We start from the raw sequence: 23588 nt of genomic DNA, 5'->3' as shown, positions 1-23588 counted from the left end.
AGCGAATTAATGACCCTTAACACCGTAGAAAATACCATGCTAGACCAATCAGGTCTTGGCCGTGATGAACTGCATAATATCCTTGGGCTAATTGCAGCAAGAGATGTGGATTATGCCGATATTTATTTCCAATCTTGCTGGCATGAGTCATTAGTACTGGAAGACAGTATTATTAAAGATGGTTCGTTTAATATCGATCGCGGTGTAGGTGTACGTGCGGTTGCTGGCGAAAAAACAGGTTTTGCATATTCTGATCAAATAAACCCATTGGCATTAACGCAAAGTGCCAAAGCGGCACGTGGTATTGTGCGCCAAGGGGGAAGTGGCAAAGTACAAACTTTCAGCCCACTAACACCATCGGGTATTTATGCCCCTATTAATCCATTAGGCAGTCTTGATAAATTTCAAAAAATTGCATTATTGGAAGAGATTGACCGTTATATTCGGACTAAAGAGCCATTAGTCACTGAAGTGTCTGTTAGCATCAATGGTGTCTATGAAGAGGTGTTAGTTGCCGCGCTTGATGGCACTTATGCGGCAGACATTCGCCCGCTTGTTCGTTTATCTATCAGTGTTCTGGTTGAAAAAGGCGACAAACGTGAGCGTGGTAGTGCGGGTGGCGGTGGTCGTTACGGCTATGAAATGTTCTTAACTGAAACCGATGGTAAAAGCCAAGCATTGTATTTTGCTGATGAAGCTATCCGCCAAGCATTGATTAACCTAGAAGCAGAGGCAGCCCCTGCAGGTACTATGCCTGTGGTTTTGGGAGCAGGTTGGCCTGGCGTATTATTACACGAAGCTGTTGGTCATGGACTTGAAGGTGACTTTAACCGTAAAGGTTCATCGATGTTCTCCGGTCAACTCGGTGAGCAAGTCACATCACCGTTATGTACCATTGTTGATGACGGTACACTGGTTGATCGTCGAGGCTCTATTAACATTGATGATGAGGGCACACCATCGCAATACAATGTGCTGGTGGAAGGCGGTAAGTTAAAAGGCTACATGCAAGATAAGCTTAACGCACGTCTAATGGGCGTAGCGCCTACCGGTAATGGTCGTCGTGAGTCATATGCGCATTTACCTATGCCTCGCATGACAAACACTTACATGCTGCCTGGTGAGCATACACCGGAAGAAATTATTTCCAGCGTGAAGAAGGGTATCTACGCCCCTAACTTCGGTGGTGGTCAGGTCGATATCACATCGGGTAAATTTGTATTCTCTGCATCAGAAGCTTACTTAATTGAAAATGGTAAGATCACTCGTCCAATTAAAGGTGCGACTTTAATTGGTAGCGGTATTGAAGCGATGCAGCAAGTTTCTATGGTTGGTAATGACTTAGATATCGACCGTGGTGTGGGTGTGTGTGGTAAAGCGGGACAAAGCGTACCTGTTGGTGTTGGTCAGCCAACCCTGAAAATTGATTCAATGACAGTAGGCGGTACTGAGTAAATCTTCTCGCACGTCTATTTGATAAAGAAAAAGCCAGCAGGGATAAACCTTGCTGGCTTTTTTTACTTTATCAGTGCTAGAAAATGTGAGTGATCACTTAGTCTTCTAGATATAAAGATTTTAAATATTGGAAAATTTCACGGTAAGCCTTACCTGGCTTCTCTTGTGATTTTTCTTTTGTTGCTTGGCGAACAAGCTGGCGTAAATGTTGGCGATCAGCATCTGGGTGATCGACTAAGATAGCATTGATCATGCTATCGCCATTTTCGATTAACTTATCACGCTTTAGCTCAAGCTTTTTCAGCGCAACGGTATGCTGAGAGTGCTTATTACGTAATTTATCTAATGCCGCTTGGATTGGTTCAATGTCGATAAAGCGCATTTGCTTACCGATATATTGAAGTTGACGGCGACGTGCTTCTTTATTAAAGCGCTGAGCGTCTTTAATTGCATCCATCATTTCGTCATCAAGAGGCATCTTAGCAAGTGCATTAGGTGTTAATTCAACTAACTCCTCACCAATTTTTTGTAGCGCATCCATGTCGCGTTTCATCTCGGATTTACTTACCCAGATGATTTCTTCTTCTTCATCCCAAGGGGCTTTCTTGTTTTTACGGCTCATAATGGGCTCACTAACACTATCAATAGCTCTATTTTATCAGTTTAATAACGATTTTGGGCGTAAATTACATTATTCTATAACCAATAAGCAAAACTCTAACCTTAAGTGATTGTATGGACGTAAGAGAACAGGTAGCCCAGCAGCGTGTTGAACTGGAAGCTGCGGTTGCGAAAGCACTGGAAGTCGCTGGTAAACAAGCGGATGCCGCCGAAGTAGCCATTAACAAAACAACAGGGATCAGTGTCTCTACACGTATGTGTGATGTTGAGAATGTTGAATTTAATAGTGATGGCGCATTAGGGATCACTGTTTATCGCGGAAATCGCAAAGGCAGCGCATCAACTTCTGATTTAAGTGAATCAGCAATTGCTCAGACAGTAGCAGCCGCACTTGATATTGCTAATTACACTTCGGAAGATCCTTTTGCAGGGCCTGGACCGAAAGAGTTAATGGCACGTGATATTCCTGATTTGGATTTATTCCACCCAGATGAGCCAGAACCCGATCGCGCAGCCGCGATTGCTATTGCTGCAGAAGAAGCCGCATTAGCTTATGATCCTCGAATTAAACAAAGTGATGGCGCAAGCTATGATAGCCATTACGGTGTCCGTGTTTATGGAAACAGCCACGGCATGTTGGCAAGTTATGCCTCAAGTCGTCACAGCATCAGTTGTTGTGTGATAGCTGAAGGTAAAAATGGTGAGATGGAGCGAGATTACAGCTACACCACTTCACGTTTAGCCTCTGAGATGTGGACACCAGAGCGTGTTGGTCGCCATGCAGCCGAGCGTACTGTGGGACGTGTTGATGCGCAGAAACTGACGACCCGTGAAGCACCTGTAATGTTTGCTGCTGATATTGCCACAGGCTTGTTTGGTCACTTAGTGATGGGGATCAGTGGTGCTAATCTGTACCGTAAATCTTCTTTCTTGGTTGATAAGTTAGGTGAGCAAATTTTCCCTGAGTGGTTAGGTATTAGCGAGCGTCCACATATTTTACGTGGTATGGCGAGTACCCCGTTTGATAGCGAAGGTTTAGCCACTTATGACCGTGAAATCATTACCGACGGTGTGCTACAAACTTACTTATTGACCAGCTACGCTGCCCGTAAAATGAATATGCAACCAACAGGTCATGCGGGTGGTATTCATAACTGGATGGTGAAATCGACCGGTGAGTCTTTTGAGCAAATGCTGAAGAAGATGGATCGAGGTTTATTGGTCACAGAGCTAATGGGTCAAGGCGTGAATATCGTAACGGGTGATTACTCGCGTGGTGCCGCGGGATTCTGGGTTGAGAATGGTCAAATTCAATATCCAGTGTCTGAAATTACGATTGCGGGTAATTTAAAAGATATGATGCAGAATATCGTTGCTATTGGTAATGATACTGAAACTCGCAGTCAGATCTTAACTGGCTCGATGTTATTAGATTCAATGAAGATTGCTGGTGAGTAATTTTTGCTAAATTGATTAAAACGAAAAGCCCGAATCAACATGATTCGGGCTTTTTTTATTTATTCATATTACAGGAAAGAGCTGTTTTTAGGGGGTAATGAAGATAGTCGCAAGACCAAGGAATACCATTAAACCGACAATATCAGTACACGTCGTTAATGCCATACCGCCAGCTAATGCTGGATCGATCTTGAGTTTTTTCAATCCAATAGGGATCAGTACACCAGCAACACCGGCAACAAATAAGTTTGCGAGCATTGCGCCGGCCATTATTGCTCCCAGCATAAAGCTGCCTTTCCAAACAACGACAACCGCACCGATAATTAACGCCCAAACAAAGCCATTAATTAAACCAACACGTGCCTCTTTACTTAGTAGCCAGCGGGTGTTGGTATCACCGATGTGACCAACGGCTAAACCACGAATAACCAGAGCAACAGTTTGGTTACCTGCGACACCGCCCATTGAGGGAACGATAGTCATCAATACAGCAACAGTAGCCATCTGTTGTAAAGTGTTTTCAAACATGTTGGAAACAGATGCTGCCGCTAATGCTGTTAAAACGTTAACACCGAGCCAGATGCTACGACTTTTGGCTGATTTTAAAACTGGCGCAAAGGTATCTTCATCATCATCCATACCCGCCATACTCATCATTGAGTGTTCGGCTTCTTCACGAATAAGATCGACCACGTCATCGATAGTAATACGACCAAGTAATAGATTATTTTGATCGACAACAGGCGCTGAAACCCAGTTACGACGTTCAAACAAATTGGCGATTTCACTGTCAGGCATATCGACAGGAATGGCTTCATCTGCATCTTCCATCACATCTTTGATTTCAATATCAGGCTGTGTCGTAATTAGTGCTGCAAGAGATAAATGACCTATTAAGGTTTCGTTGCTATCAACGACATATAAAGCATCTGTCGCTTCAGGTAACTCGCCTCGCATACGTAAATAACGTAAGACAACATCTGCAGTAACATCACCACGAATAGTGATGAAGTCGGTACTCATCATACCGCCAGCAGTATCTTCAGGGTACGCGAGCGCTTTCTCGATACGATGACGGTCAGTGCTATCCATTTGCGCCAGTACTTCTTGATAACGTTCATCAGGAAGACTACGCAGTACATAAGCGACATCATCGCTTTCCATCCCCTCGGTCACAGCAGCCAGTTTCTCTGGCTCCATTTGCGAGACGATACCATCTTTTACATCTTCAGATAGTTCATCAAGGATTTCACCTTGCTCTTCAGGATCGGTCAGTTGCCATAGTACTTGACGTTCTTTCGGAGGAGAGGCTTCCAACAGATGTGCAATATCTTCCGGCTCCATTTCTTGAAGGAGTCGGCGAACATGGACAAACATGCCATTTTCTAATGCAGTATTAACTTCTTGGAGTCGTTGATGGGTTTGATCTTGTTCTAATACATCCGCCATAGGTATTAGGCCCACTTATATTTTGATGGCGCAATAAGCTGAATTTTAACGTAATCACCTAGCTTTTGTCTCACATGTTTTACGTATAATGAGTAGATTTATCCTTCTCACATATATCACATACACAATTACTAGGTTATTTAACGGAAAGTTATCACCAGTTGCCTACAGAGTTATTAATAATAGCGATAATTAAAGCAGAATTTCAGATTTAGTTGTCAATTACACATGAGAAAATTATTTAAAGTGTAATTGAAAAGTGAGTGGCATTGAGTCTTAAACGTAATGTTTAATTTTCTTCATCAAATCCGGCTTCAATTAAAGCGGAAATAGCGTTAAGTGCTGATACTTCGTCTGAACCTTCAGCACTTACCATGATTTTTTGTCCTTGCGCGGAATCAAGCATTAAAAGCCCCATGACACTATCTGCGGTAGCTGATACATCAGCATTACTCACGGTGATCACTGCGGTAAAGCTTTGTGCTAGTTCAACCAGTTTAATTGCCGCGCGTGCGTGTAAGCCGAGTCGGTTTTTAATAAATAATTCGCGTTGGACAGTCATTGTTTTTCTTCTAATGTGCGGTGACGAACTTGGACTTGTTGACCTTGATGCTCAAAGTAGTCAGCAAGAGATTGCGCAATATAGACAGAACGATGTTGGCCGCCAGTACAACCAATGGCTACCGTGACATAGCTACGGTTGTTTTTTTCAAGCATTGGCAGCCAACTTTCGATGAAATTACGAATTTGGTAATTAAGTTGATTCACTTCACTTTGGCTGGAAAGAAAATCTTTTACCCCTTGATCAAGCCCTGTTTGGGGTTTGAGTTCAGGGACCCAATGAGGGTTGGGTAAAAAGCGAACATCAAATACATAATCGGCATCTGAAGGTAAACCATGCTTAAAGCCAAATGATTCAAAAACAAGAATCAGCTCTTTTGCTTCTCGACCTAATACGCGAGCACGAACGGTTTCACTTAAATCATGAATGGATTTATTCGTTGTATCGATAACTAAATCAGCGTGCTCTTTTAAATCACCTAATATGGCACTTTCAGAGGTAATCGCTTGTTCTAGTGTCATATTTTGCCGAGATAAAGGATGTAAGCGACGAGTTTCGCTATAACGTTTAACTAGCTCTTTATCATCAGCATCGAGAAAAACAACGTTAACATCAACATCGTTCTCAAGTGATTTGAGAATACGCTGTATTTCACCTGGCTGTTGAGGCATGTTACGTACATCAATACTGACTGCTATATCTTGCTCAGTATGGGCAATGTCTTTGACAAATTGCGGCAGTAGAGTAACAGGTAGATTATCGACACAGTAATAGCCGAGATCTTCAAGCACACGTAAGGCGACAGATTTTCCTGAACCAGAACGGCCACTTACAACCATTAACATCATGGTTTATTTACCTCGGTAATTGGGATATGGAGTAAAAGCTCACGATTCATCGGTAAGGATATGATACAGCTCTTGATCGCTAGTTGCATGACGCAGTTGTTTACATACTTGCTTGTTACCTAGCTTTTCAGCCATGCTTGCAAGCGTTTTTAAATGCTCTTTACATTGTTCTTCTGGTACAAACAGCGCAAACAGAAGATCAACAGGCTGATTATCAATCGCGTCAAAATCAATCGGTTCTTGGCATTGAACCAGTACGGCAATGGCTTGATCGCTGTTACTGATACGGCCATGAGGGATCGCAATACCATTACCAATACCTGTAGTGCCCATCTTTTCACGATTGAGCATACATTCGAATAGTGGCTGTGGGTTTTGATCGAGATGAGCGGCAGCTATCTCACTTATGAGTTCTAGCGCGCGCTTTTTGCTGGAGCAAGGGACTGCACTTTTAGTGCAGTCCAGGCTCAATACATGACTAAGTTGCATAGTTAGTGGCTGTTGAGCTTATCTTTGTGTTTGTTTAATTGACGGACGAGTTTATCAGTCAATTCATCAATCGCAGCATACATATTTTCAGAATCCGCTTTTGCGTGGATTTCCCCTGAGTTAATGTGTAGCGTAGCTTCAGCTATCTGTTGGAGCTTTTCAACATTAAGAATAACTTGGACATTGTTTATTTTATCGAAGAAGCGCTCAAGTTTTTCAAACTTGGTCGTGACATATTCACGAAGAGAATCGGTTACATCAACATGGTGCCCTGTAATATTGATTTGCATAGACATCTTCCTTTTGTTGGATCTGATCTATTAATCTAGATTAGACGTTTTCGCTGATTCGACGGCGGAATACCTAAGGATTCACGATACTTAGCGATAGTTCGCCTTGCTACCATAATGCCTTGTTCGGCCAATAGTGTCGCAATTTTGCTGTCACTTAATGGCTTCGCTTGGTTTTCTGCTGCAACAAGTTTCTTCACCAGTGCGCGGATTGCAGTAGACGAGCATTCGCCACCGTTATCCGTACTGACATGACTTGAGAAGAAGTATTTCAATTCAAAAATACCTCGAGGTGTATGCATGTATTTTTGCGTTGTGACTCGAGATATGGTGGATTCATGCATTTCTACGGCAAGGGCGATATCATTTAAGACCATAGGTTTCATCGCTTCTTCGCCATATTCAAAGAAGTCTTGCTGATGTTCGACAATGCAGCGAGCAACTTTGAGTAATGTTTCATTTCGACTTTCTAAGCTTTTTATCAGCCATTTAGCATCTTGCAGATGGGTGCGAATAAACTGGCTATCAGCACTATTACGGGTGTTTTTGCTCAATGCAGCGTATTGTTCATTAACTTTAATGCGTGGCACGCTGTCTGGGTTGATCGTGACGACCCATTTACCGTGATCTTTAAATACAGAGACATCTGGCACCACATATTCGGTATCTGAATTAATAACACGATTGCCAGGACGAGGATCGAGAGAATGGATCAACGCCATCACGGCTTTTAAATCAGCTTCTTTTAGTTTGGTTTCACGCATGAGCTGTCGGTAATCACGATTGCCTAAAAGAGCAATATGTTCAGACAGCAGCATTTTGGCTTCAGTGAGCCACTGGGTATCTTTTGGGTAGGTCGCCAGTTGAAGTAACAAACATTCTTGTAAATTGCGAGAAGCGACACCGAGAGGGTCAAATTGTTGTACGCGTTTTAATACCGCTTCAACTTCATCTAACTCAAGTTCATCATCATCAAAACTATCGAGAATATCTTCTGCAGAGCAGGATAAATATCCTTTTTCATCAACGGCATCAATGATAGCCGTTGCAATGGCAAGATCCGTTTCACTAAATGGGGTTAGCTGTACTTGCCACATTAGATAGTCTTGTAACGATTCTGTGGTTTCCCCTTGATAGGCAGGAATATCGTCGTCAAGTGCAATACCTGTACTGCCTGTTCCTGCGCTATAAACATCATCCCAAGTCGTATCGACGGGAAGTTCTTCTGGCATTTCATTGGTATCGATAACATCGGCGGTGTCAAAGCTTTCAATATCATCAATATTGTCAGAGGCATCGTCTGTTGAAGATTCTGTCGCAGCTTTATCATCGTTTGTCGAAAGATCTTCATTTTCTTCCAGCTCTAGCAATGGATTTCCATCTAGGGCTTCTTGAATTTCCTGTTGGAGATCCAAAGTAGATAACTGCAGCAGGCGAATAGCTTGCTGTAGCTGCGGCGTCATGGCCAGTTGTTGGCCTAGCTTAAGCTGGAGAGAAGTTTTCATTAACGTAGATATACCTTGTCGTTATTATTTTTATACTGTGGCTTTTTCTTCAATAGCAGACCTATGTAATGTGTTATAAGCGGAATTGGTCACCTAAGTAAACGCGCTTAACATGTTCATCGTTTAGAACATGCTCAGGTGTACCGTTCGCAATTAGCTGTCCTTGACTTACGATATACGCATGCTCACAGACATCAAGTGTTTCCCTTACATTATGGTCTGTTATTAAGACGCCAAGCCCACGATCACGTAAGTGTTCAATGATCTTTTTGATGTCGATCACAGAGATGGGGTCAACACCAGCAAATGGCTCATCAAGTAAAATAAATTTAGGGTTTGCGGCTAATGCACGTGCAATTTCAACACGGCGTCGCTCACCACCTGATAATGATTGACCAAGACTGTTACGGATATGCTGGATGTTAAACTCATCCAATAAATCTTCTGCTTTATCCTGGCGCTCTTCTTTCGTTAATTCTTTACGCGTCTGGAGTACTGCCATCAAGTTATCGTAAACGCTTAAGCGGCGGAAAATCGATGCTTCTTGAGGTAAATAACCAATACCCATACGTGAACGGTTATGCATGGGTTGTAGGCTTATATCGTCACCATCAATGGTGATCACACCTTCATCTCGTGCAACTAAACCTACAATCATGTAAAACGATGTCGTTTTACCTGCGCCGTTAGGCCCTAATAGACCGACGATTTTTCCAGATTCAACCTCAAGGCTAACATCAGAAACAACTTTACGTCCGTTATAGCTTTTTGCGAGGTGTTCTGCTTTTAGAATAGCCATAGATACTGTTTATTTCTTGTTATTGTTCAATTGATTTGGTTGGATGACGGTAGTTACGCGTTGTTTATCGCCACTTTTTGCAACCAAACGTTGTTCATCAATCTTATAAGTGATGACATTACCTTTGATTTCGCTACCATCTTGAATCAAGACTGCGTGATCCGTCATTTTCAAAAATTCTGTTTTTGTGTCATAGCGCATTTTTAATGCTTCGCCATCAATAGGCTTACCATCATCCATAATTTGATGGAAGGTGGCAGGCTTACCATAAGCAATAATCGTTTGCTCTTTGGCATTGCTATTTGGGCGCGTTACAACAACTTTATCAGCATGAATATCAATCGTGCCCTGACGTAATCTTACATCACCAGTAAAGGTTGCAATGTTATTTTGTACATCAAGTTCTTGGCTATTAGAGCTGATATTAATAGGTTGTTTAGTATCACTTTTTAATGCCCAAGACGATGTGCTAACACATAATAAGCATAGTAGAGCACTAGTTTTCAGTCGGTTCATATCTGCTTTTCACATTTTTTAAGAGTTTAGCGACTTTACGTTTCATATTACCAGTCATACCATCACCTTGGTTTTGGAAGGCAGGGCCTGTAATCATGACATGGTCTTGAGTATTAAAATCTTGAGTTTCAATATTCAATTGCAAGTTATCTGTTTTGATCACTTGGATATCTGAATCAGGTAATAAGTTAAACATACGAACATTACCATGAAGGTTCAGTACATTATTTTTATCTAAGGTAGCGGTATTGGAACTGATCCGCCACTCTGCATTTTTACCTTCTTTAAATACCCATAATACAGGTTTTACAAAATCGGTCTGACCACTTTTCTCAAAGTATTCAAGATGATCTGAATCGATTTGATAACTACGAATACCTGAAGGATCAAAGGTTGTATTACTGATATCGTTACCAATGAACATCGGCTTTTCGTCATCAGGTTTTACTTGATGATCTTTTTGCCATACTTGTTCAAGTTGGTTGTAGCCTAACCATGCACAAAATATTACCAGAAGTACATAGAGTAGCCTTTTTAAAGTCATAGACTTAAGCCTTTATCATGTTTCATTGTTCTAATTCGTTACGCGTTATACTGAGTATGCTACTACATCACGCCTGCTTTTAATAAATCATGCATGTTTAATGCACCAACCAGTTGAGCGTTTTCAGTCACAAGCAACCCATTTATTTTACGATCTTCCATTATCTTTAACCCTTCAGCTGCGAGCAGTTGAGGGGAAATGGTCTGCGGGTTACAAGACATCACATCACCGATACTCGTATTGTGGATATCAACATGGTTATCGAGTAAACGGCGTAGATCGCCATCGGTAAATATCCCGCTAAGCTGTTGCTTATTATTAACGATAGCTGTCATGCCTAAGCCTTTTTTTGATATTTCTAGCAAGGCATCTTTAATGCTGGCTGTTTCTTCAATAATAGGCAGCATTTTACCGGTATGCATGACATCCGCGATACGCATTAATAATTTTCGTCCAAGTGCTCCTCCTGGATGAGACAAAGCAAAATCATCAGCCGTAAATCCACGCGCTTCCATAACTGAGATCGCTAATGCATCACCCATCACAAGTGTTGCTGTCGTACTTGAGGTTGGCGCAAGGTTTAAGGGGCAAGCTTCTTTTTCTACAGTGATCTGCAAGTTTATCACTGCCATTTTTGCCATACTGGACGTCGGTTTGCCAGTCATGCTGATCATGGGAATACCCAATCGTTTAATGACAGGCAATAACGCTAAAATTTCAGATGCTTCGCCAGAGTTAGAAATTGCGATCACAACATCTTCTTGTTTGATCATACCTAAATCGCCATGGCTTGCTTCACCAGGATGAACGAAAAAGGCAGGTGTACCGGTACTCGCAAGTGTTGCTGCTAGCTTTCTACCAATATGGCCCGATTTACCCATTCCCATCACAATGACTTTACCTTGGCAATCGAGTACCAGCTGACAGGCTTTGTTAAAGCTATCATCAATATATCGGCTGATGTTTTGTAGTGCTTGAATTTCAATATCCAGCACTTTTTTGCCATGACTACTAAAGTCAAAGGAGCGAGACATCTGATTATTCTCCATTATGCGGAAATATTTAAGAATAGGTAAGCTTGGTAAGCAATGAAGCACAGTACCAAAATACCGCCTTCAACACGATTGATTCGACGACGTTTACCTAATGCCATTAATAATAACAATACAGACAGTCCGAGCATGACATAAAAATCACGCCCCATCGCGAGAGGGCTTAATACTGATGGATTCAGCAGTCCTGGTATACCCATTACAGCTAAAATATTAAAGACATTAGAGCCGATGATATTACCCACCGCCATATCATCTTCGCCCTTGTAAATACTTGCGATAGAAGCGGCAAGCTCAGGCAAACTGGTACCAACAGCAATGATCGTTAAACCAATCACTAAGTCGCTCATGCCGTAGTGTTTAGCAATAACAACGGCTGACTCTACTACCATATCAGAAGAGTAAAGCAGTAAACCTAGACCTATAAAGACCCAGATAATGGCTGACGAGTTTTTAACGCCCGTTGGGATCTCTGCTTCTTGCTCTTCAGCAAGAGGATCGTTTTTGCTCGACTTGCTGATTTTTAACATAGCAAGTAAAAACAGGACAAAAAGCACGGCAAGAAAAGCGCCTTCCATGCGGCCTAAATAATTATCCCATAGCAAGAGGCCGGCAATAACGGTTACGCCTAACATTAGCGGTAATTCACGGCGAATAATGGTTGAACCGATCGACAGCGGCTTCAACATTGCCGTTATACCTAAGATTAGTGCAATATTAGCGATGTTAGAACCAAGCACATTACCTACCGCTGTATCGGTTTTACCGGCAAGTGCTGCGGTCGCTGAAACCATCATTTCGGGTGCCGAAGAGCCCATTGCCAGTATTGTCATACCGATAACAAGTGGCGCAACACCAAAATTTTTAGCCAGTGCAGCAGCGCCATATACCAATCGATCGGCACTCCATACTAATAAAACTAACCCTACACAGAGCAATACAATGGCTTCGAGCATTCTAATCCCTTTTAAAAATGGCACGTTAAAAACGAGGACAGTAAATCCAGCGTTGAATCGCTTTTGATATTAGGGAGTGATTTTGACGGTTAGCAAAGCAAAAGGGAAGTATAACAAATGACTAATTCTCTCTATTGTGAACATTTATGAGGGAAAATAACAATCACAGTGAATTTATCGGGGAGGATTGTAAAACCGTCCTACTTTTGATGGCTGATATGAGTATTTGAATGGCGTTCAATTATTGAGTTAAAATAACATAAGATGTGGTTAATAAGAATTGTTACACAAGTATTTGGCGTATGAATTAGCAGCAATATGCCTTAACACTGTAACAATAGATCAGATATGAACCGACTAACTTGAGTTGATGTTTTATTCTCCTTATTATCCTTAGCTATAATGGTTTTCACGTGATAAATATGATTTTTTCTTGTGGTTAAGTCATAATTTACTGATTTTTAATAATAATTAGTGTTTTTTATGAGAAATTACCAGTAATTAGAGGCGAATACGAAGCAATGGCTAAAAGCGATATACTGATTTCGATTAAAAACCTAACTTTTTCTCGTGGTGAACGATTCATTTTTGATGATATTTCCCTTGATGTGCCACGAGGAAAAGTAACAGCAATCATGGGGCCTTCAGGAATAGGTAAAACAACATTATTGCGTTTGATTGGCGGTCAAATTGCGCCAGATAAAGGTGAAGTTTGGTTTGATGAGTGGAATATCCCAACCTTAAAACGCAGTGATTTATACCAAGCACGTAAACGAATGAGTATGTTGTTTCAATCGGGTGCGCTTTTTACTGATATGAATGTTTTCGACAATATTGCTTTTCCATTGCGAGAACATACTGATTTACCTGAAGACTTGTTACGTAGTTTAGTGTTATTGAAATTAGAAGCAGTAGGATTACGTGGTGCGGCACAATTGATGCCTAATGAGTTATCTGGTGGTATGGCGCGTCGAGCGGCATTAGCTCGTGCAATTGCCCTAGATCCTGAATTAATGATGTATGACGAACCTTTTGTGGGACAAGATCCCATTACGATGGGGGTGTTAGTTCAATTAATCAGTAGTCTCAATAAAGCATTAGGTATGACATCAGTCGTCGTTTCTCATGATGTACCCGAAGTGATGAGTATCGCTGATCATGTTTACTTACTATCAGGTGGTAAAATTATTGGCAGTGGTAGCCCTCAAGAATTACGAGAAAACCCTGATCCTCGCGTACGTCAGTTCTTAGACGGCGATGCTGATGGGCCTGTTCCTTTTAAGTTCCCAGCGCAGCCATTAGAGCAAGATTTATTTGGTTAAGCGTTATTCACGATGCGTGTTATACGCATTTATTATTCGATGGATTACGAGCAAAAAATGATTGTTGATGCGATAGCCCATTTAGGGCGAGGTGGTATTGAAAAATGCCAAACAATGGGACGAGCAACGTTAATGTTGTTTGGCGCATTGGTGAGTAAGCCTCAGCCAAGAAAAATGTTTCCGCTATTAATAAAGCAACTGTATTCAGTTGGTGTTTTATCAATAGCGATTATTCTTGTATCTGGCTTGTTTATCGGCATGGTACTGAGTTTACAAGGTTATCTTGTACTGGCTGACTTTGGTGCCGAAACGAGCTTAGGACAAATGGTTGCATTGTCTTTACTACGCGAATTAGGCCCAGTAGTGACAGCGCTGTTGTTTGCTGGACGAGCAGGCTCTGCACTTACCGCTGAAATAGGTTTAATGAAAGCGACTGAACAGCTTTCAAGTATGGAAATGATGGCGGTTGATCCGCTGCGTCGAGTCATTGCGCCACGCTTTTGGGCTGGTGTTATCTCAATGCCATTATTAGCGATGATGTTTAGTGTTGTTGGTTTATGGGGGGCGCAAATTGTTGGCGTTGACTGGAAAGGGATTGATTACGGCAGTTTCTGGTCGGTTATGCAATCTTCAGTGAACTTTAGTTATGACATAGGTAACAGCATAATTAAAGCTGTTGCTTTTGCTATAACGGTAACCTGGATTGCGGTATTTAATGGTTATGATGCCGTTCCTACTTCAGAAGGGATCAGCCGAGCAACGACACGAACAGTGGTGAATTCATCATTGGCCGTATTGGGCTTAGATTTTATTTTGACTGCACTGATGTTTGGTAGCTAATTCGTAAAGAAACCAATATGACCTTAGTGTGACAAAACAAATTAAATGGATAAAAGCATGCAACAAAATAAACGTTTAGAACTGTGGGTTGGCATTTTTATGTTAGCCGGAATTGCAGCATTATTAGTTTTAGCTTTCAAAGTAGCTAACCTACAAAGCTTTGGTAGTAATGAAAGTTACACATTAAAAGCCCATTTCGATAATATCGGTGGTTTAAAAGTACGCTCTCCCGTGAAAGTTGGTGGTGTAACCGTCGGTGAAGTAACAGCAATTAACCTTGATAAAGAAACCTACATTCCGATGGTTACTTTATCGATTAACAAAAAATTTGGTTATTTCCCTGAAACTAGCTCGGCTTCAATTTTAACATCTGGCCTTTTAGGTGAGCAGTATTTAGGTATTTCCCCAGGATTTGTTGATGACGATGTCGAGATGCTACATAACGGCGATCTTATTGAAGACACGAAATCTGCGTTAGTATTAGAAGATATGATAGGCCAAGTGCTATATAGCATTGGCGGTGACAAAAAAGACTAGGAGCACCTATGAAATTTTTACGATGCCTAATGTTGGCTTTTCTTGCCCTACCGATGTTGGTACAAGCGGCAACAGTCGATCAGACGAATCCGTATACTATGATGGATAAAGTTTCTGTTCAGTTATTTAAAACCTTAAAAGCAGAGCAACCGAAGATCCAAGCAAACCCAGAAGAGTTACGCATTATTGTTAAAAAAGAGCTATTGCCTTATATCAATACACGTTATGCCGCTTATAAAGTATTGGGTTCAAATTTAAAGAAAACCACCGCAGAGCAACGTGATGCGTTCACAGAAGCGTTCACTGAATATTTGGTCGCATCTTATGCTCAGGTATTAACGCAGTACACCGATCAGAAAATCCAGATAGAGCCAGCCAAAGCGGTTCCTGCTGATCGCAGTATCGTGTCAGTACGTGTTGATATTGTTGATAATCAACGCCCACCTATTCGTCTTGATTTTAAACTTCGTTTAAATAAAAAGACAAAAGAATGGCAAGGATTTGACATGGTTGCTGAAGGAGTCAGTATGATTTCGACTAAGCAAAGCGAGTGGAGTGGTGAGCTTCGCACTAAGGGTATCGATGCGGTAACGCAAAACCTACGCGATCTTGCTGCTAAGCCAATTCAGATCGAGAAAAAATGATCATGTCTGAGGATAGGATCAAATGGCAAGCTCTCGGTAATGACCAATATTGCTTGTCAGGTTGTTTAGAACGTGACACAGTGCCAGCTTTTTGGCGACGTAGAAACGAGTGGGTACCTGATTCAAACAAGGTCTTGCTCGATCTAGGTGGTTTGAGTCGAGTAGACTCAGCTGGCATGGTGATGTTATTGCATCTTCACCAGCAATTAAGCAGCGCAGGATGTGACTTCACCCTGCTTAATGTGCCCGAGCAGCTAAAAACATTGTTACGCTTGAGCCATGTTGAACCCATTTTAGCCGCTAGTATAAAGTGAGCTTTAGAGAGGATAGCTTGTGGAAATCTCCGAGATTAAACAAATTTTAGAAAATGCCTTAGATCTTGATGAAGTGATTGTTAAAGGTGAAGGTAGTCACTACGAAGTTATTGCAGTGAGTACTATTTTTGACGGCATGAGCCGAGTGAAAAAACAACAAACTATTTATGGTCCGTTGATGGATCGAATTGCAGCAAACGACATTCACGCATTAAGTATCAAAACGTATACACCTGAAGAATGGATGCGTGATAAAAAGCTAATGTCGTTATAACGAGGTAAATGATGCAGAAGTTTCGTATTCAGGGCGGTGGTCCACTAAGCGGTGAAGTGTCAATTTCTGGCGCTAAGAATGCAGCATTGCCGATTTTATTCGCCGCTTTGCTTGCTGAAGAGCCTGTAGAAATTGCAAATGTTCCAAAATTACGTGATATCGATACGACAATGGAACTCCTTTCTCGTTTAGGCGTAAAAGTATCACGTAATGGCTCTGTTCATATCGATGCAAGTGATGTGAATGAGTTTTGTGCTCCTTACGATTTAGTGAAAACGATGCGTGCTTCTATCTGGGCACTTGGCCCATTGGTTGCTCGTTTTGGTCAAGGTCAGGTTTCATTACCTGGCGGTTGTGCGATTGGCGCACGCCCGGTTGATCTTCATATTGTAGGTTTAGAGCAATTAGGCGCAACAATCACGCTTGATGAAGGCTACGTGAAAGCGAGTGTTGATGGTCGCCTGAAGGGCGCACATATCGTGATGGATAAAGTCAGTGTTGGTGCAACAGTAACGATTATGTCAGCAGCAACATTGGCTGAAGGCACAACTGTTATTGAAAATGCAGCACGTGAGCCTGAAATTGAAGACACAGCTGCATTTTTAAATGCGCTTGGCGCAAAAATTTCAGGTGCAGGTACTGCAACCATTACCATTGAAGGCGTTGAGCGTCTTGGTGGTGGTTACCACGAAGTGGTTGCTGACCGTATTGAAACGGGAACTTTCCTTGTTGCTGCTGCTGTTTCTGGTGGCAAGATTATGTGTCGTAATACCAAGCCTGAATTAATGGAAGCGGTATTAGCAAAGCTTGAAGAAGCAGGCGCGTTGGTTGAAACGGGTGAAGACTGGATCAGTCTTGACATGACAGGACGTGAGCTGAAAGCGGTAAATATCCGTACAGCGCCCCACCCTGGTTTCCCAACAGATATGCAAGCGCAATTTTCACTATTGAACCTCATTGCTAAAGGCACAGGTATTATTACTGAAACGATTTTTGAAAACCGTTTCATGCATATCCCTGAGTTAATTCGTATGGGCGCTCACGCTGAGATTGAAGGTAACACTGTTATTTGTGGTGATACTGCAGGTTTAAGTGGTGCTCAAGTGATGGCAACAGATTTACGTGCATCAGCAAGCCTTGTGATTGCAGGTAGCATTGCGAAAGGTGAGACGATTGTTGATCGTATTTACCATATCGACCGAGGTTACGAGTTTATCGAGCAGAAGTTTAGCGCATTAGGTATGAACATCGAACGTATCTAAAGTGTCTTATTTTTAAATAAGAAATGTCTAAACAAAAAAACGCCTCACATGTGAGGCGTTTTTTATAGTCACTATTTGCAATGACGACTACCGCATTGGCTTATTCTCAGAGGCTGGACGATTAGCCACCGTTACAGGAATGATCATTGGTTTGCCATCACGTAGAATTTTCACATTCACATTCGTACCAGGGCGGATATCAGTAACAATATCTCTAACGCTTTGCACATTAGTAACTTGTTTACCTGCAATCTCGACTACAATATCATTTTTCTGAAAGCCTGCTTTTGACGCAGGACCGTTAGGATCCATGCCTTCTACGATGATCCCATTTACCTGATTGGCATCATACAGTCTTGCCATAACAGGGTTTATCTCACGTCCTTGAATACCAATCCAACCACGGATAACGCGCCCATCAGCGATTAGCTTATTCATAATTTTTATGGTTAGTTGGTAAGGAATCGCAAATGAAATACCGTAGGTTTCAATATTCGTTGCTTGTTGGAAAGAAGCGGTATTAATACCAACGAGCTCTCCACGGGTATTGACTAATGCTCCACCTGAGTTACCACGGTTAATCGCGGCATCCGTTTGGAGAAAATCTTGTGGGCCATAAAAGCTCATGCCTGAACGCCCTGTTGCTGAAATAATACCAAAGGTCGTAGTTTGACCAAGGTTATAGGGGTTACCGATGGCAAGAACGACATCACCAACTGTCGCTTTGTAGTCTGGATTAACTGGGATCACGGGTAAATTATCAGCATTAATTTTCAAAACCGCGAGATCGGTTAATTGATCTAAGCCGATCAGTTGCGCGTTTAAAATACGGCCATCTTGCAGTGCAACAATGACTTGATCAGCATTGGCTACAACGTGATAGTTCGTCACGATATAGCCTTTATCACTCATGATCACACCCGATCCTAATCCTTGGGTGATTAACTCTGGCTCTGGTCGTGATTCATTATTTTCATAGCGACGGTTATAAATATTCACCACCGCAGGCGAAGCGCGTTTAACAGCGTAGTTAAATGATAAAGGGGCAGGCGCATCGTCTAATTGGGGTAAAGACACCGGTGATGATGGGCGCAAACTTGGTACAGCAACAAGTACAACACATGCTGTGATAAGGCCGAGCAAAATAGAACGACCAAGGAAAGCCAACATCAAGAGTCCTTAAAATAATACAGAGAGTGAATGGCAAGAAGAATACCATTCCTACTTATAGAGACCAATAATAAAGTCAGAGCACCGTTTCACCCTGACTTTATTTGAAGGTTAATGAGAAACGTATTGTTATCTAATGATCAGATACAGGACGTTGTTACCACGTTTGACTTCCATCGCAAGTACATCAGGTTTTGCTTCAAGTGCTTTACGAAGTTCTCCGAGGTTATTTATCTTATTACGGTTAAGACCAATAATAATGTCACCTTTTTGTAGGCCATAACGTGCAGCGATAGATCGCTCATCAAGTTTTGATACCTTAACCCCTTTGACTTTATCGCCAGCAACAGTATTGGTAAATTCAGCACCGGCTAGGCTAGGGTGGAGATTATCAGCCTTCACTTTATTTTCACTTGCCGCTTTTAAGGTCACATTAACGGTCTGCTTTTTGCCGTCGCGAATAATACCTAAAGTTAGCGCCTTACCAGCGCCCATTGTTGCAATTTTCGCTCGTAACTCACTGAAGGTGCGGATAGGGTTGCCGTTTACTTCGGTAATGATATCACCCGCTTTTAGCCCCGCTTTTTCAGCAGAAGAGTCAGGCATGACTTGGTTGACAAATGCACCGTGGTTAGTTGAATAACCGAAGGTTTTAGCGAGCTCTGCAGTTAATTCACCGCCTTGAACACCCAAAATTCCGCGTTTTACTTGACCAAATTCTAAGATTTGATCAGTTAAGCTTTTCACCATATTAGAGGGAATAGCAAAGCCAATACCGACATTACCGCCGTTTGGACCTACAATCGCGGTGTTAATACCAATTAGCTCACCATTGAGATTAACTAATGCACCGCCTGAGTTACCACTATTGATCGCAGCATCAGTTTGAATAAAGTTTTCAAAGTTCTCGATATTTAAGCCACTACGGCCCAGTGCCGAGACAATCCCTGATGTTACTGTTTGACCTAAGCCAAATGGGTTACCAATTGCGACAGCAAAATCACCGACACGTAATTTATCGGAGTTCGCTAGTTTTACTTCTGTTAAGTTTTCTGGTTTGTCTATCTGTAGTAATGCAATGTCTGACATGCCATCGCTACCAATTAGTTTAGCATCGACTTCACGTCCATCAAAAAGTTGAACACTGATTTTATCTGCGCCATCAATCACATGATGGTTAGTGACGATATAGCCTTTCTTTGCATCAACAATAACCCCTGAGCCTAATCCTCTAAATGGACGCTCTTGGACTTGCTCTGAAGGAAAGTCTGGACCAAAAAAATAACGGAAAGATTCAGGTAAACGCTGTTTAGAAACATGTTTACCTTCAACGGCAATACTGACAACTGCGGGTGTGACTTGTTCCAACATTGGCGCAAGGCTTGGCATAGGTTGGCTATTAACAGAGGTCGGTAATGCAGCAGTTGCAGTTACTGGGGTAATAGCAGAACTGATACCTAATGCTAACGCAGTAAGAACAAGAAAAGGCTTTTTAATCATTATTGAACTCCAGTTTACAAGTGAAATTAAGACCTATAAAAAGAAGTCAAAGTTCACTTTCACTCACTATTTTACGAATAAAAAGCAAGTGAAAGTGAATAAATGTGACAATTAACTCGCTTTTGGCTCTGCATGTAGCTGAGCTTTTTCTTCTTCTGTTACTGCGGTGTTTTCACCGTTAAATAATCCTGTCGCACCATTGGCATAATCGCGAGGTGCTTGCTCAACACCCTCATCTTCTTTTGCATCGTCTTTCACTGCTTCTAAACTCGTGATGCGTTTTGCAAAAGGGTTATCTTGCGCAGGAAGGTTTGGCATTAACTCAGTAGAGGTTTTCGCCATATGCTCATAAAGTTTGCTGTAATCTTTAGCTACATTGTCGAGTAAATCAGCACTGCGAGCGAAGTGATCAACGAGTTCTTGACGAAACTGTTCAAGCTCGTACTTTGATTTATCAAGCTCTTTTTTGAGTGTTTTTTGCTGTTTTACACTTTTGTTTGTTAGACGAACAGCAAGAGCACCAATTAAGATCCCTGCTAAAAATATAATAATGGCCCAAGTCATGGTCATGAATAAACTCCTTGTGACTTATACGAATATTCGTGTATCAATGTTTATCAACGATGGCTGTCACGTTACTATACCGTGAGGTTAAGCGACATGATACTCAATAAATATGATGTAAGAGTTATGTAGTGGCTCTGCCTCTCATAATTAGAGATAACTCACGGATGTAATAGGTAAGGTTAGAATGACGCCACTAGAAAAATATCAATATGATTTACAGAAAACGGATTTTTTTGCTGATCCTGCACAAGCGAATGCTGTTTCCCATCTTGATAATTTATACCATCGCATATTGGCGCCTAAACCTGAGCCTAAACTGTCTTTCATCCAACGTTATTTTAAATCTAATTCAACCAAAGCAGATATTGTGCCAGTGAAAGGATTATATTTTTGGGGCGGGGTAGGACGAGGTAAAACTTATCTTGTTGATACTTTTTATGACTGCTTACCATTAGAACGTAAAACACGTATGCACTTTCACCGGTTTATGCATCGTGTACATCATGAATTAAAAAAATTAGATGGTGTGGAAAATCCACTTGAACACGTTGCTGATAAATTCAAACAAGAAACAGACATTATTTGTTTTGATGAGTTTTTTGTTTCTGATATTACCGATGCAATGATTTTAGGCACCTTGCTTGAAGCGTTATTTAAGCGGGGGATTAGTTTAGTCGCGACATCGAATATTCCACCGCCAGAGTTATATCGAAATGGTTTGCAACGTGCGCGATTTTTACCAGCTATCGCATTGATAGAACAGCATTGTGAGATAGTAAATGTTGATGCTGGTATTGATTATCGGTTACGAACATTAGAACAAGCTGAGATTTATCATTATCCATTAGATGAATGTGCAACAGAGAATTTAAAACGTTATTTCGAACAATTAACCTCAGAGCCTCGTAATCAGCAAACAATGATCACGATTAATGCGCGGCAATTGATGGTGCAGCGAGAAGCGGATGGTGTCGTGCAGTTCAGTTTTAACCAATTATGCCAAACGTCTCGAAGTCAAAACGATTACATGGAAATAGCGCATATTTATCATACGGTTATTTTGTCTGATGTGCCGCAAATTACGGGGCAGGAAGACGATGCTGCACGGCGCTTTATTGCTATGGTTGATGAGTTCTATGAGCGAAATGTTACTTTAATTATCTCAGCGGCTGTACCTCTTGAACAACTTTATCAACAAGGGCGATTAACCTTTGAGTTTAAGCGATGCTGTTCACGTTTAATCGAAATGCAAAGCCATGATTACTTGGCAAAGCCTCATTTAGCATGAAAACCGTTTCGTTAACGGATATCGTATTTAACGATAATCAGCATTTATCGACTGCTTTTGCCCTAAATTGTAGCTAATAAGAAAAAAAGACATTTTTTTTTAGGAAAAGAGGTGATTTTTTCCTCACCCTTCCCTATAATCTTGCGACCCACCGTACCTGTGAAGGCGAAAGCCTGGAGTGCCAACCACTCGAAGGGGTGATGACTGGGCTCTTATACAGAGGAATCATCATTTGATGGTTCTAGTAAGTGAAACTATTTAAATTATTGGGTATTAATTAGCATGAAAACTTTCGTTGCTAAACCAGAAACTGTAAAACGTGACTGGTATGTTGTTGACGCTGAAGGTAAAACTCTAGGTCGTCTTGCAACTGAAATCGCTTCTCGTCTACGTGGTAAGCACAAGCCGGAGTACACTCCACACGTTGACACTGGTGACTACATTGTAGTTATCAATGCTGAGAAAGTAGCAGTTACTGGTAACAAGCGTACAGATAAAATGTACCACCACCACACTGGCTACATCGGCGGCCTTAAGTCAATCAGCTTTGATAAGCTAATCGACAAGAAACCAGAAATGGTTATTGAAACTGCTGTTAAAGGCATGCTTCCTAAAGGTCCTCTAGGCCGTGCTATGTACCGTAAGCTAAAAGTTTACGCAGGTACTGAGCACAACCATGCTGCACAACAGCCTAAAGTACTAGACATCTAATTGGGAATTATGACAATGGCAGAGAATCAATACTACGGCACTGGTCGCCGTAAAAGCTCAGCAGCTCGCGTTTTCATCAAACCGGGTACTGGCAACATCGTTATCAACAAGCGTAGCATCGAAGAATACTTCGGCCGCCCAACAGCGCGTATGGTTGTTCGTCAACCTCTAGAGCTTGTTGAAATGACAGAGAACCTAGACCTATACATCACTGTTAAAGGTGGTGGTATCACTGGTCAATCTGGTGCAATCCGTCACGGTATCACTCGCGCTCTTATGGAGTACGATGAAACTCTACGTCCTGCTCTACGTGCAGCTGGCTACGTTACTCGCGACGCTCGTTGCGTTGAGCGTAAGAAAGTTGGTCTACGTAAAGCACGTCGTCGTCCACAGTTCTCTAAGCGTTAATTTTCGCTTCCAGATTTTATCTGGTTACTGTGTACAGAAAGCTCAACCTTCGGGTTGGGCTTTTTTTTATTTATTAATAAGTAAGCTATCAACTTCCTACTTTGTCCTCTTCATTTCTCACCGCTCTCTATGCAGCAAAAAATTAGTTTTGAGTAACGACGTTATCTTTGGGTTGTAAAAAAGAGTGTTTTTCTCACATTTATTGCA

27 protein-coding genes are annotated in these 23588 nt (G+C 41.7%); 12 read left to right on the top strand and 15 right to left on the bottom strand.

The window, feature by feature from the left end; translation table 11 throughout:
• The first annotated feature begins 9 nt into the window (after positions 1 to 9).
• Positions 10 to 1455: a metalloprotease TldD gene (gene tldD, locus BTO08_RS11475; RefSeq protein WP_105061027.1), complete on the top strand. Its 1446-nt coding sequence runs from the start codon at positions 10 to 12 to the stop codon at positions 1453 to 1455.
• A 97-nt stretch (positions 1456 to 1552) separates the two neighbouring features.
• On the opposite strand, the gene yjgA is transcribed toward tldD, so the two are convergent.
• Positions 1553 to 2077 (bottom strand): ribosome biogenesis factor YjgA, encoded by a 525-nt coding sequence (gene yjgA / locus BTO08_RS11470; protein ID WP_005371125.1) that lies wholly within the window; start codon positions 2075 to 2077, stop codon positions 1553 to 1555.
• 113 nt (positions 2078 to 2190) lie between these two features.
• Between yjgA and pmbA the strand changes: the two genes are divergently transcribed.
• Positions 2191 to 3534, top strand: coding sequence for a metalloprotease PmbA (pmbA, locus tag BTO08_RS11465; protein WP_105061026.1), 1344 nt, complete (start codon positions 2191 to 2193; stop codon positions 3532 to 3534).
• A gap of 87 nt (positions 3535 to 3621) precedes the next feature.
• On the opposite strand, the gene mgtE is transcribed toward pmbA, so the two are convergent.
• The 11 genes from mgtE to BTO08_RS11410 all read right to left on the bottom strand — a co-directional run bounded on the left by mgtE (position 3622) and on the right by BTO08_RS11410 (position 12544).
• A complete protein-coding gene (mgtE, locus tag BTO08_RS11460; RefSeq protein WP_005371129.1) occupies positions 3622 to 4983 on the bottom strand; it encodes a magnesium transporter in 1362 nt (453 codons plus the stop codon).
• A gap of 289 nt (positions 4984 to 5272) precedes the next feature.
• Positions 5273 to 5545: an HPr family phosphocarrier protein gene (locus BTO08_RS11455; RefSeq protein ID WP_005371131.1), complete on the bottom strand. Its 273-nt coding sequence runs from the start codon at positions 5543 to 5545 to the stop codon at positions 5273 to 5275.
• Positions 5542 to 6393 (bottom strand): RNase adapter RapZ, encoded by an 852-nt coding sequence (rapZ, locus tag BTO08_RS11450; protein ID WP_045083930.1) that lies wholly within the window; start codon positions 6391 to 6393, stop codon positions 5542 to 5544. The genes BTO08_RS11455 and rapZ overlap by 4 nt, the downstream gene beginning before the upstream one ends.
• Before the next feature lie 39 nt (positions 6394 to 6432).
• Positions 6433 to 6882, bottom strand: a complete 450-nt coding sequence (ptsN, locus tag BTO08_RS11445; RefSeq protein ID WP_105061025.1) for a PTS IIA-like nitrogen regulatory protein PtsN — start codon at positions 6880 to 6882, stop codon at positions 6433 to 6435.
• Between the two features lie 2 nt (positions 6883 to 6884).
• Positions 6885 to 7172: a ribosome hibernation promoting factor gene (hpf, locus tag BTO08_RS11440; RefSeq protein WP_006647365.1), complete on the bottom strand. Its 288-nt coding sequence runs from the start codon at positions 7170 to 7172 to the stop codon at positions 6885 to 6887.
• A 35-nt stretch (positions 7173 to 7207) separates the two neighbouring features.
• Complete coding sequence (locus tag BTO08_RS11435) at positions 7208 to 8677, bottom strand: RNA polymerase factor sigma-54 (protein WP_105061024.1); 1470 nt, start codon at positions 8675 to 8677, stop codon at positions 7208 to 7210.
• Positions 8678 to 8750: 73 nt separating this feature from the next.
• Complete coding sequence (gene lptB, locus BTO08_RS11430; RefSeq protein ID WP_005371141.1) at positions 8751 to 9476, bottom strand: LPS export ABC transporter ATP-binding protein; 726 nt, start codon at positions 9474 to 9476, stop codon at positions 8751 to 8753.
• A 9-nt stretch (positions 9477 to 9485) separates the two neighbouring features.
• Positions 9486 to 9992 carry a lipopolysaccharide transport periplasmic protein LptA gene (gene lptA, locus BTO08_RS11425; protein WP_045149788.1) on the bottom strand — a complete coding sequence of 169 codons (507 nt, stop codon included), beginning with the start codon at positions 9990 to 9992 and terminating at the stop codon, positions 9486 to 9488.
• Positions 9973 to 10536, bottom strand: a complete 564-nt coding sequence (gene lptC, locus BTO08_RS11420; RefSeq protein ID WP_105061023.1) for an LPS export ABC transporter periplasmic protein LptC — start codon at positions 10534 to 10536, stop codon at positions 9973 to 9975. Before lptC ends, lptA begins: the two co-directional genes overlap by 20 nt.
• A 62-nt stretch (positions 10537 to 10598) precedes the next feature.
• Positions 10599 to 11570, bottom strand: coding sequence for a KpsF/GutQ family sugar-phosphate isomerase (locus BTO08_RS11415; RefSeq protein WP_105061022.1), 972 nt, complete (start codon positions 11568 to 11570; stop codon positions 10599 to 10601).
• Positions 11571 to 11584: 14 nt separating this feature from the next.
• Positions 11585 to 12544, bottom strand: coding sequence for a calcium/sodium antiporter (locus BTO08_RS11410; protein WP_105061021.1), 960 nt, complete (start codon positions 12542 to 12544; stop codon positions 11585 to 11587).
• A gap of 521 nt (positions 12545 to 13065) precedes the next feature.
• Here BTO08_RS11410 and mlaF point away from each other — a divergent pair.
• From mlaF to murA, 7 genes are read left to right on the top strand one after another with little or no spacing between them, the layout of a single operon-like run.
• Positions 13066 to 13866 (top strand): phospholipid ABC transporter ATP-binding protein MlaF, encoded by an 801-nt coding sequence (gene mlaF / locus BTO08_RS11405; protein ID WP_005371151.1) that lies wholly within the window; start codon positions 13066 to 13068, stop codon positions 13864 to 13866.
• 57 nt (positions 13867 to 13923) lie between these two features.
• Positions 13924 to 14706: a lipid asymmetry maintenance ABC transporter permease subunit MlaE gene (gene mlaE / locus BTO08_RS11400; RefSeq protein WP_105061339.1), complete on the top strand. Its 783-nt coding sequence runs from the start codon at positions 13924 to 13926 to the stop codon at positions 14704 to 14706.
• Positions 14707 to 14763: 57 nt separating this feature from the next.
• A complete protein-coding gene (mlaD, locus tag BTO08_RS11395; RefSeq protein ID WP_005371156.1) occupies positions 14764 to 15243 on the top strand; it encodes an outer membrane lipid asymmetry maintenance protein MlaD in 480 nt (159 codons plus the stop codon).
• Positions 15244 to 15251: 8 nt separating this feature from the next.
• Positions 15252 to 15887: a phospholipid-binding protein MlaC gene (gene mlaC, locus BTO08_RS11390; RefSeq protein WP_105061020.1), complete on the top strand. Its 636-nt coding sequence runs from the start codon at positions 15252 to 15254 to the stop codon at positions 15885 to 15887.
• On the top strand, positions 15884 to 16201 hold the full coding sequence (locus BTO08_RS11385; RefSeq protein ID WP_198038438.1) for an STAS domain-containing protein: 318 nt from the start codon (positions 15884 to 15886) through the stop codon (positions 16199 to 16201). The genes mlaC and BTO08_RS11385 overlap by 4 nt, the downstream gene beginning before the upstream one ends.
• 19 nt (positions 16202 to 16220) lie before the next feature.
• Positions 16221 to 16475: a BolA family iron metabolism protein IbaG gene (gene ibaG / locus BTO08_RS11380; protein ID WP_005371165.1), complete on the top strand. Its 255-nt coding sequence runs from the start codon at positions 16221 to 16223 to the stop codon at positions 16473 to 16475.
• An 11-nt stretch (positions 16476 to 16486) separates the two neighbouring features.
• Positions 16487 to 17737 carry a UDP-N-acetylglucosamine 1-carboxyvinyltransferase gene (gene murA, locus BTO08_RS11375; RefSeq protein WP_105061019.1) on the top strand — a complete coding sequence of 417 codons (1251 nt, stop codon included), beginning with the start codon at positions 16487 to 16489 and terminating at the stop codon, positions 17735 to 17737.
• An 87-nt stretch (positions 17738 to 17824) separates the two neighbouring features.
• Here murA and degS read toward each other — a convergent pair whose 3' ends face one another.
• The 3 genes from degS to zapG all read right to left on the bottom strand — a co-directional run bounded on the left by degS (position 17825) and on the right by zapG (position 20977).
• A complete protein-coding gene (gene degS / locus BTO08_RS11370) occupies positions 17825 to 18907 on the bottom strand; it encodes an outer membrane-stress sensor serine endopeptidase DegS (RefSeq protein ID WP_105061018.1) in 1083 nt (360 codons plus the stop codon).
• Positions 18908 to 19036: 129 nt separating this feature from the next.
• On the bottom strand, positions 19037 to 20407 hold the full coding sequence (locus BTO08_RS11365) for a Do family serine endopeptidase (RefSeq protein ID WP_105061017.1): 1371 nt from the start codon (positions 20405 to 20407) through the stop codon (positions 19037 to 19039).
• A gap of 111 nt (positions 20408 to 20518) precedes the next feature.
• Positions 20519 to 20977, bottom strand: a complete 459-nt coding sequence (gene zapG / locus BTO08_RS11360) for a Z-ring associated protein ZapG (RefSeq protein ID WP_105061016.1) — start codon at positions 20975 to 20977, stop codon at positions 20519 to 20521.
• A gap of 181 nt (positions 20978 to 21158) precedes the next feature.
• Between zapG and zapE the strand changes: the two genes are divergently transcribed.
• The 3 genes from zapE (at position 21159) to rpsI (ending at position 23381) form a co-directional block, all read left to right on the top strand.
• Positions 21159 to 22262 (top strand): cell division protein ZapE, encoded by a 1104-nt coding sequence (gene zapE, locus BTO08_RS11355; protein ID WP_105061015.1) that lies wholly within the window; start codon positions 21159 to 21161, stop codon positions 22260 to 22262.
• Between the two features lie 282 nt (positions 22263 to 22544).
• Positions 22545 to 22973 (top strand): 50S ribosomal protein L13, encoded by a 429-nt coding sequence (rplM, locus tag BTO08_RS11350; RefSeq protein ID WP_005371187.1) that lies wholly within the window; start codon positions 22545 to 22547, stop codon positions 22971 to 22973.
• 15 nt (positions 22974 to 22988) lie between these two features.
• Positions 22989 to 23381 (top strand): 30S ribosomal protein S9, encoded by a 393-nt coding sequence (gene rpsI / locus BTO08_RS11345; protein WP_005371189.1) that lies wholly within the window; start codon positions 22989 to 22991, stop codon positions 23379 to 23381.
• Positions 23382 to 23588: the final 207 nt, after the last annotated feature.

The sequence above is a fragment of the Photobacterium angustum genome, assembly GCF_002954615.1.
Taxonomy (GTDB): domain Bacteria; phylum Pseudomonadota; class Gammaproteobacteria; order Enterobacterales; family Vibrionaceae; genus Photobacterium; species Photobacterium angustum_A.
The sequence above is the reverse complement of the archived record's forward strand: the minus strand, read 5'-3'. Positions and strand labels throughout refer to the sequence as shown.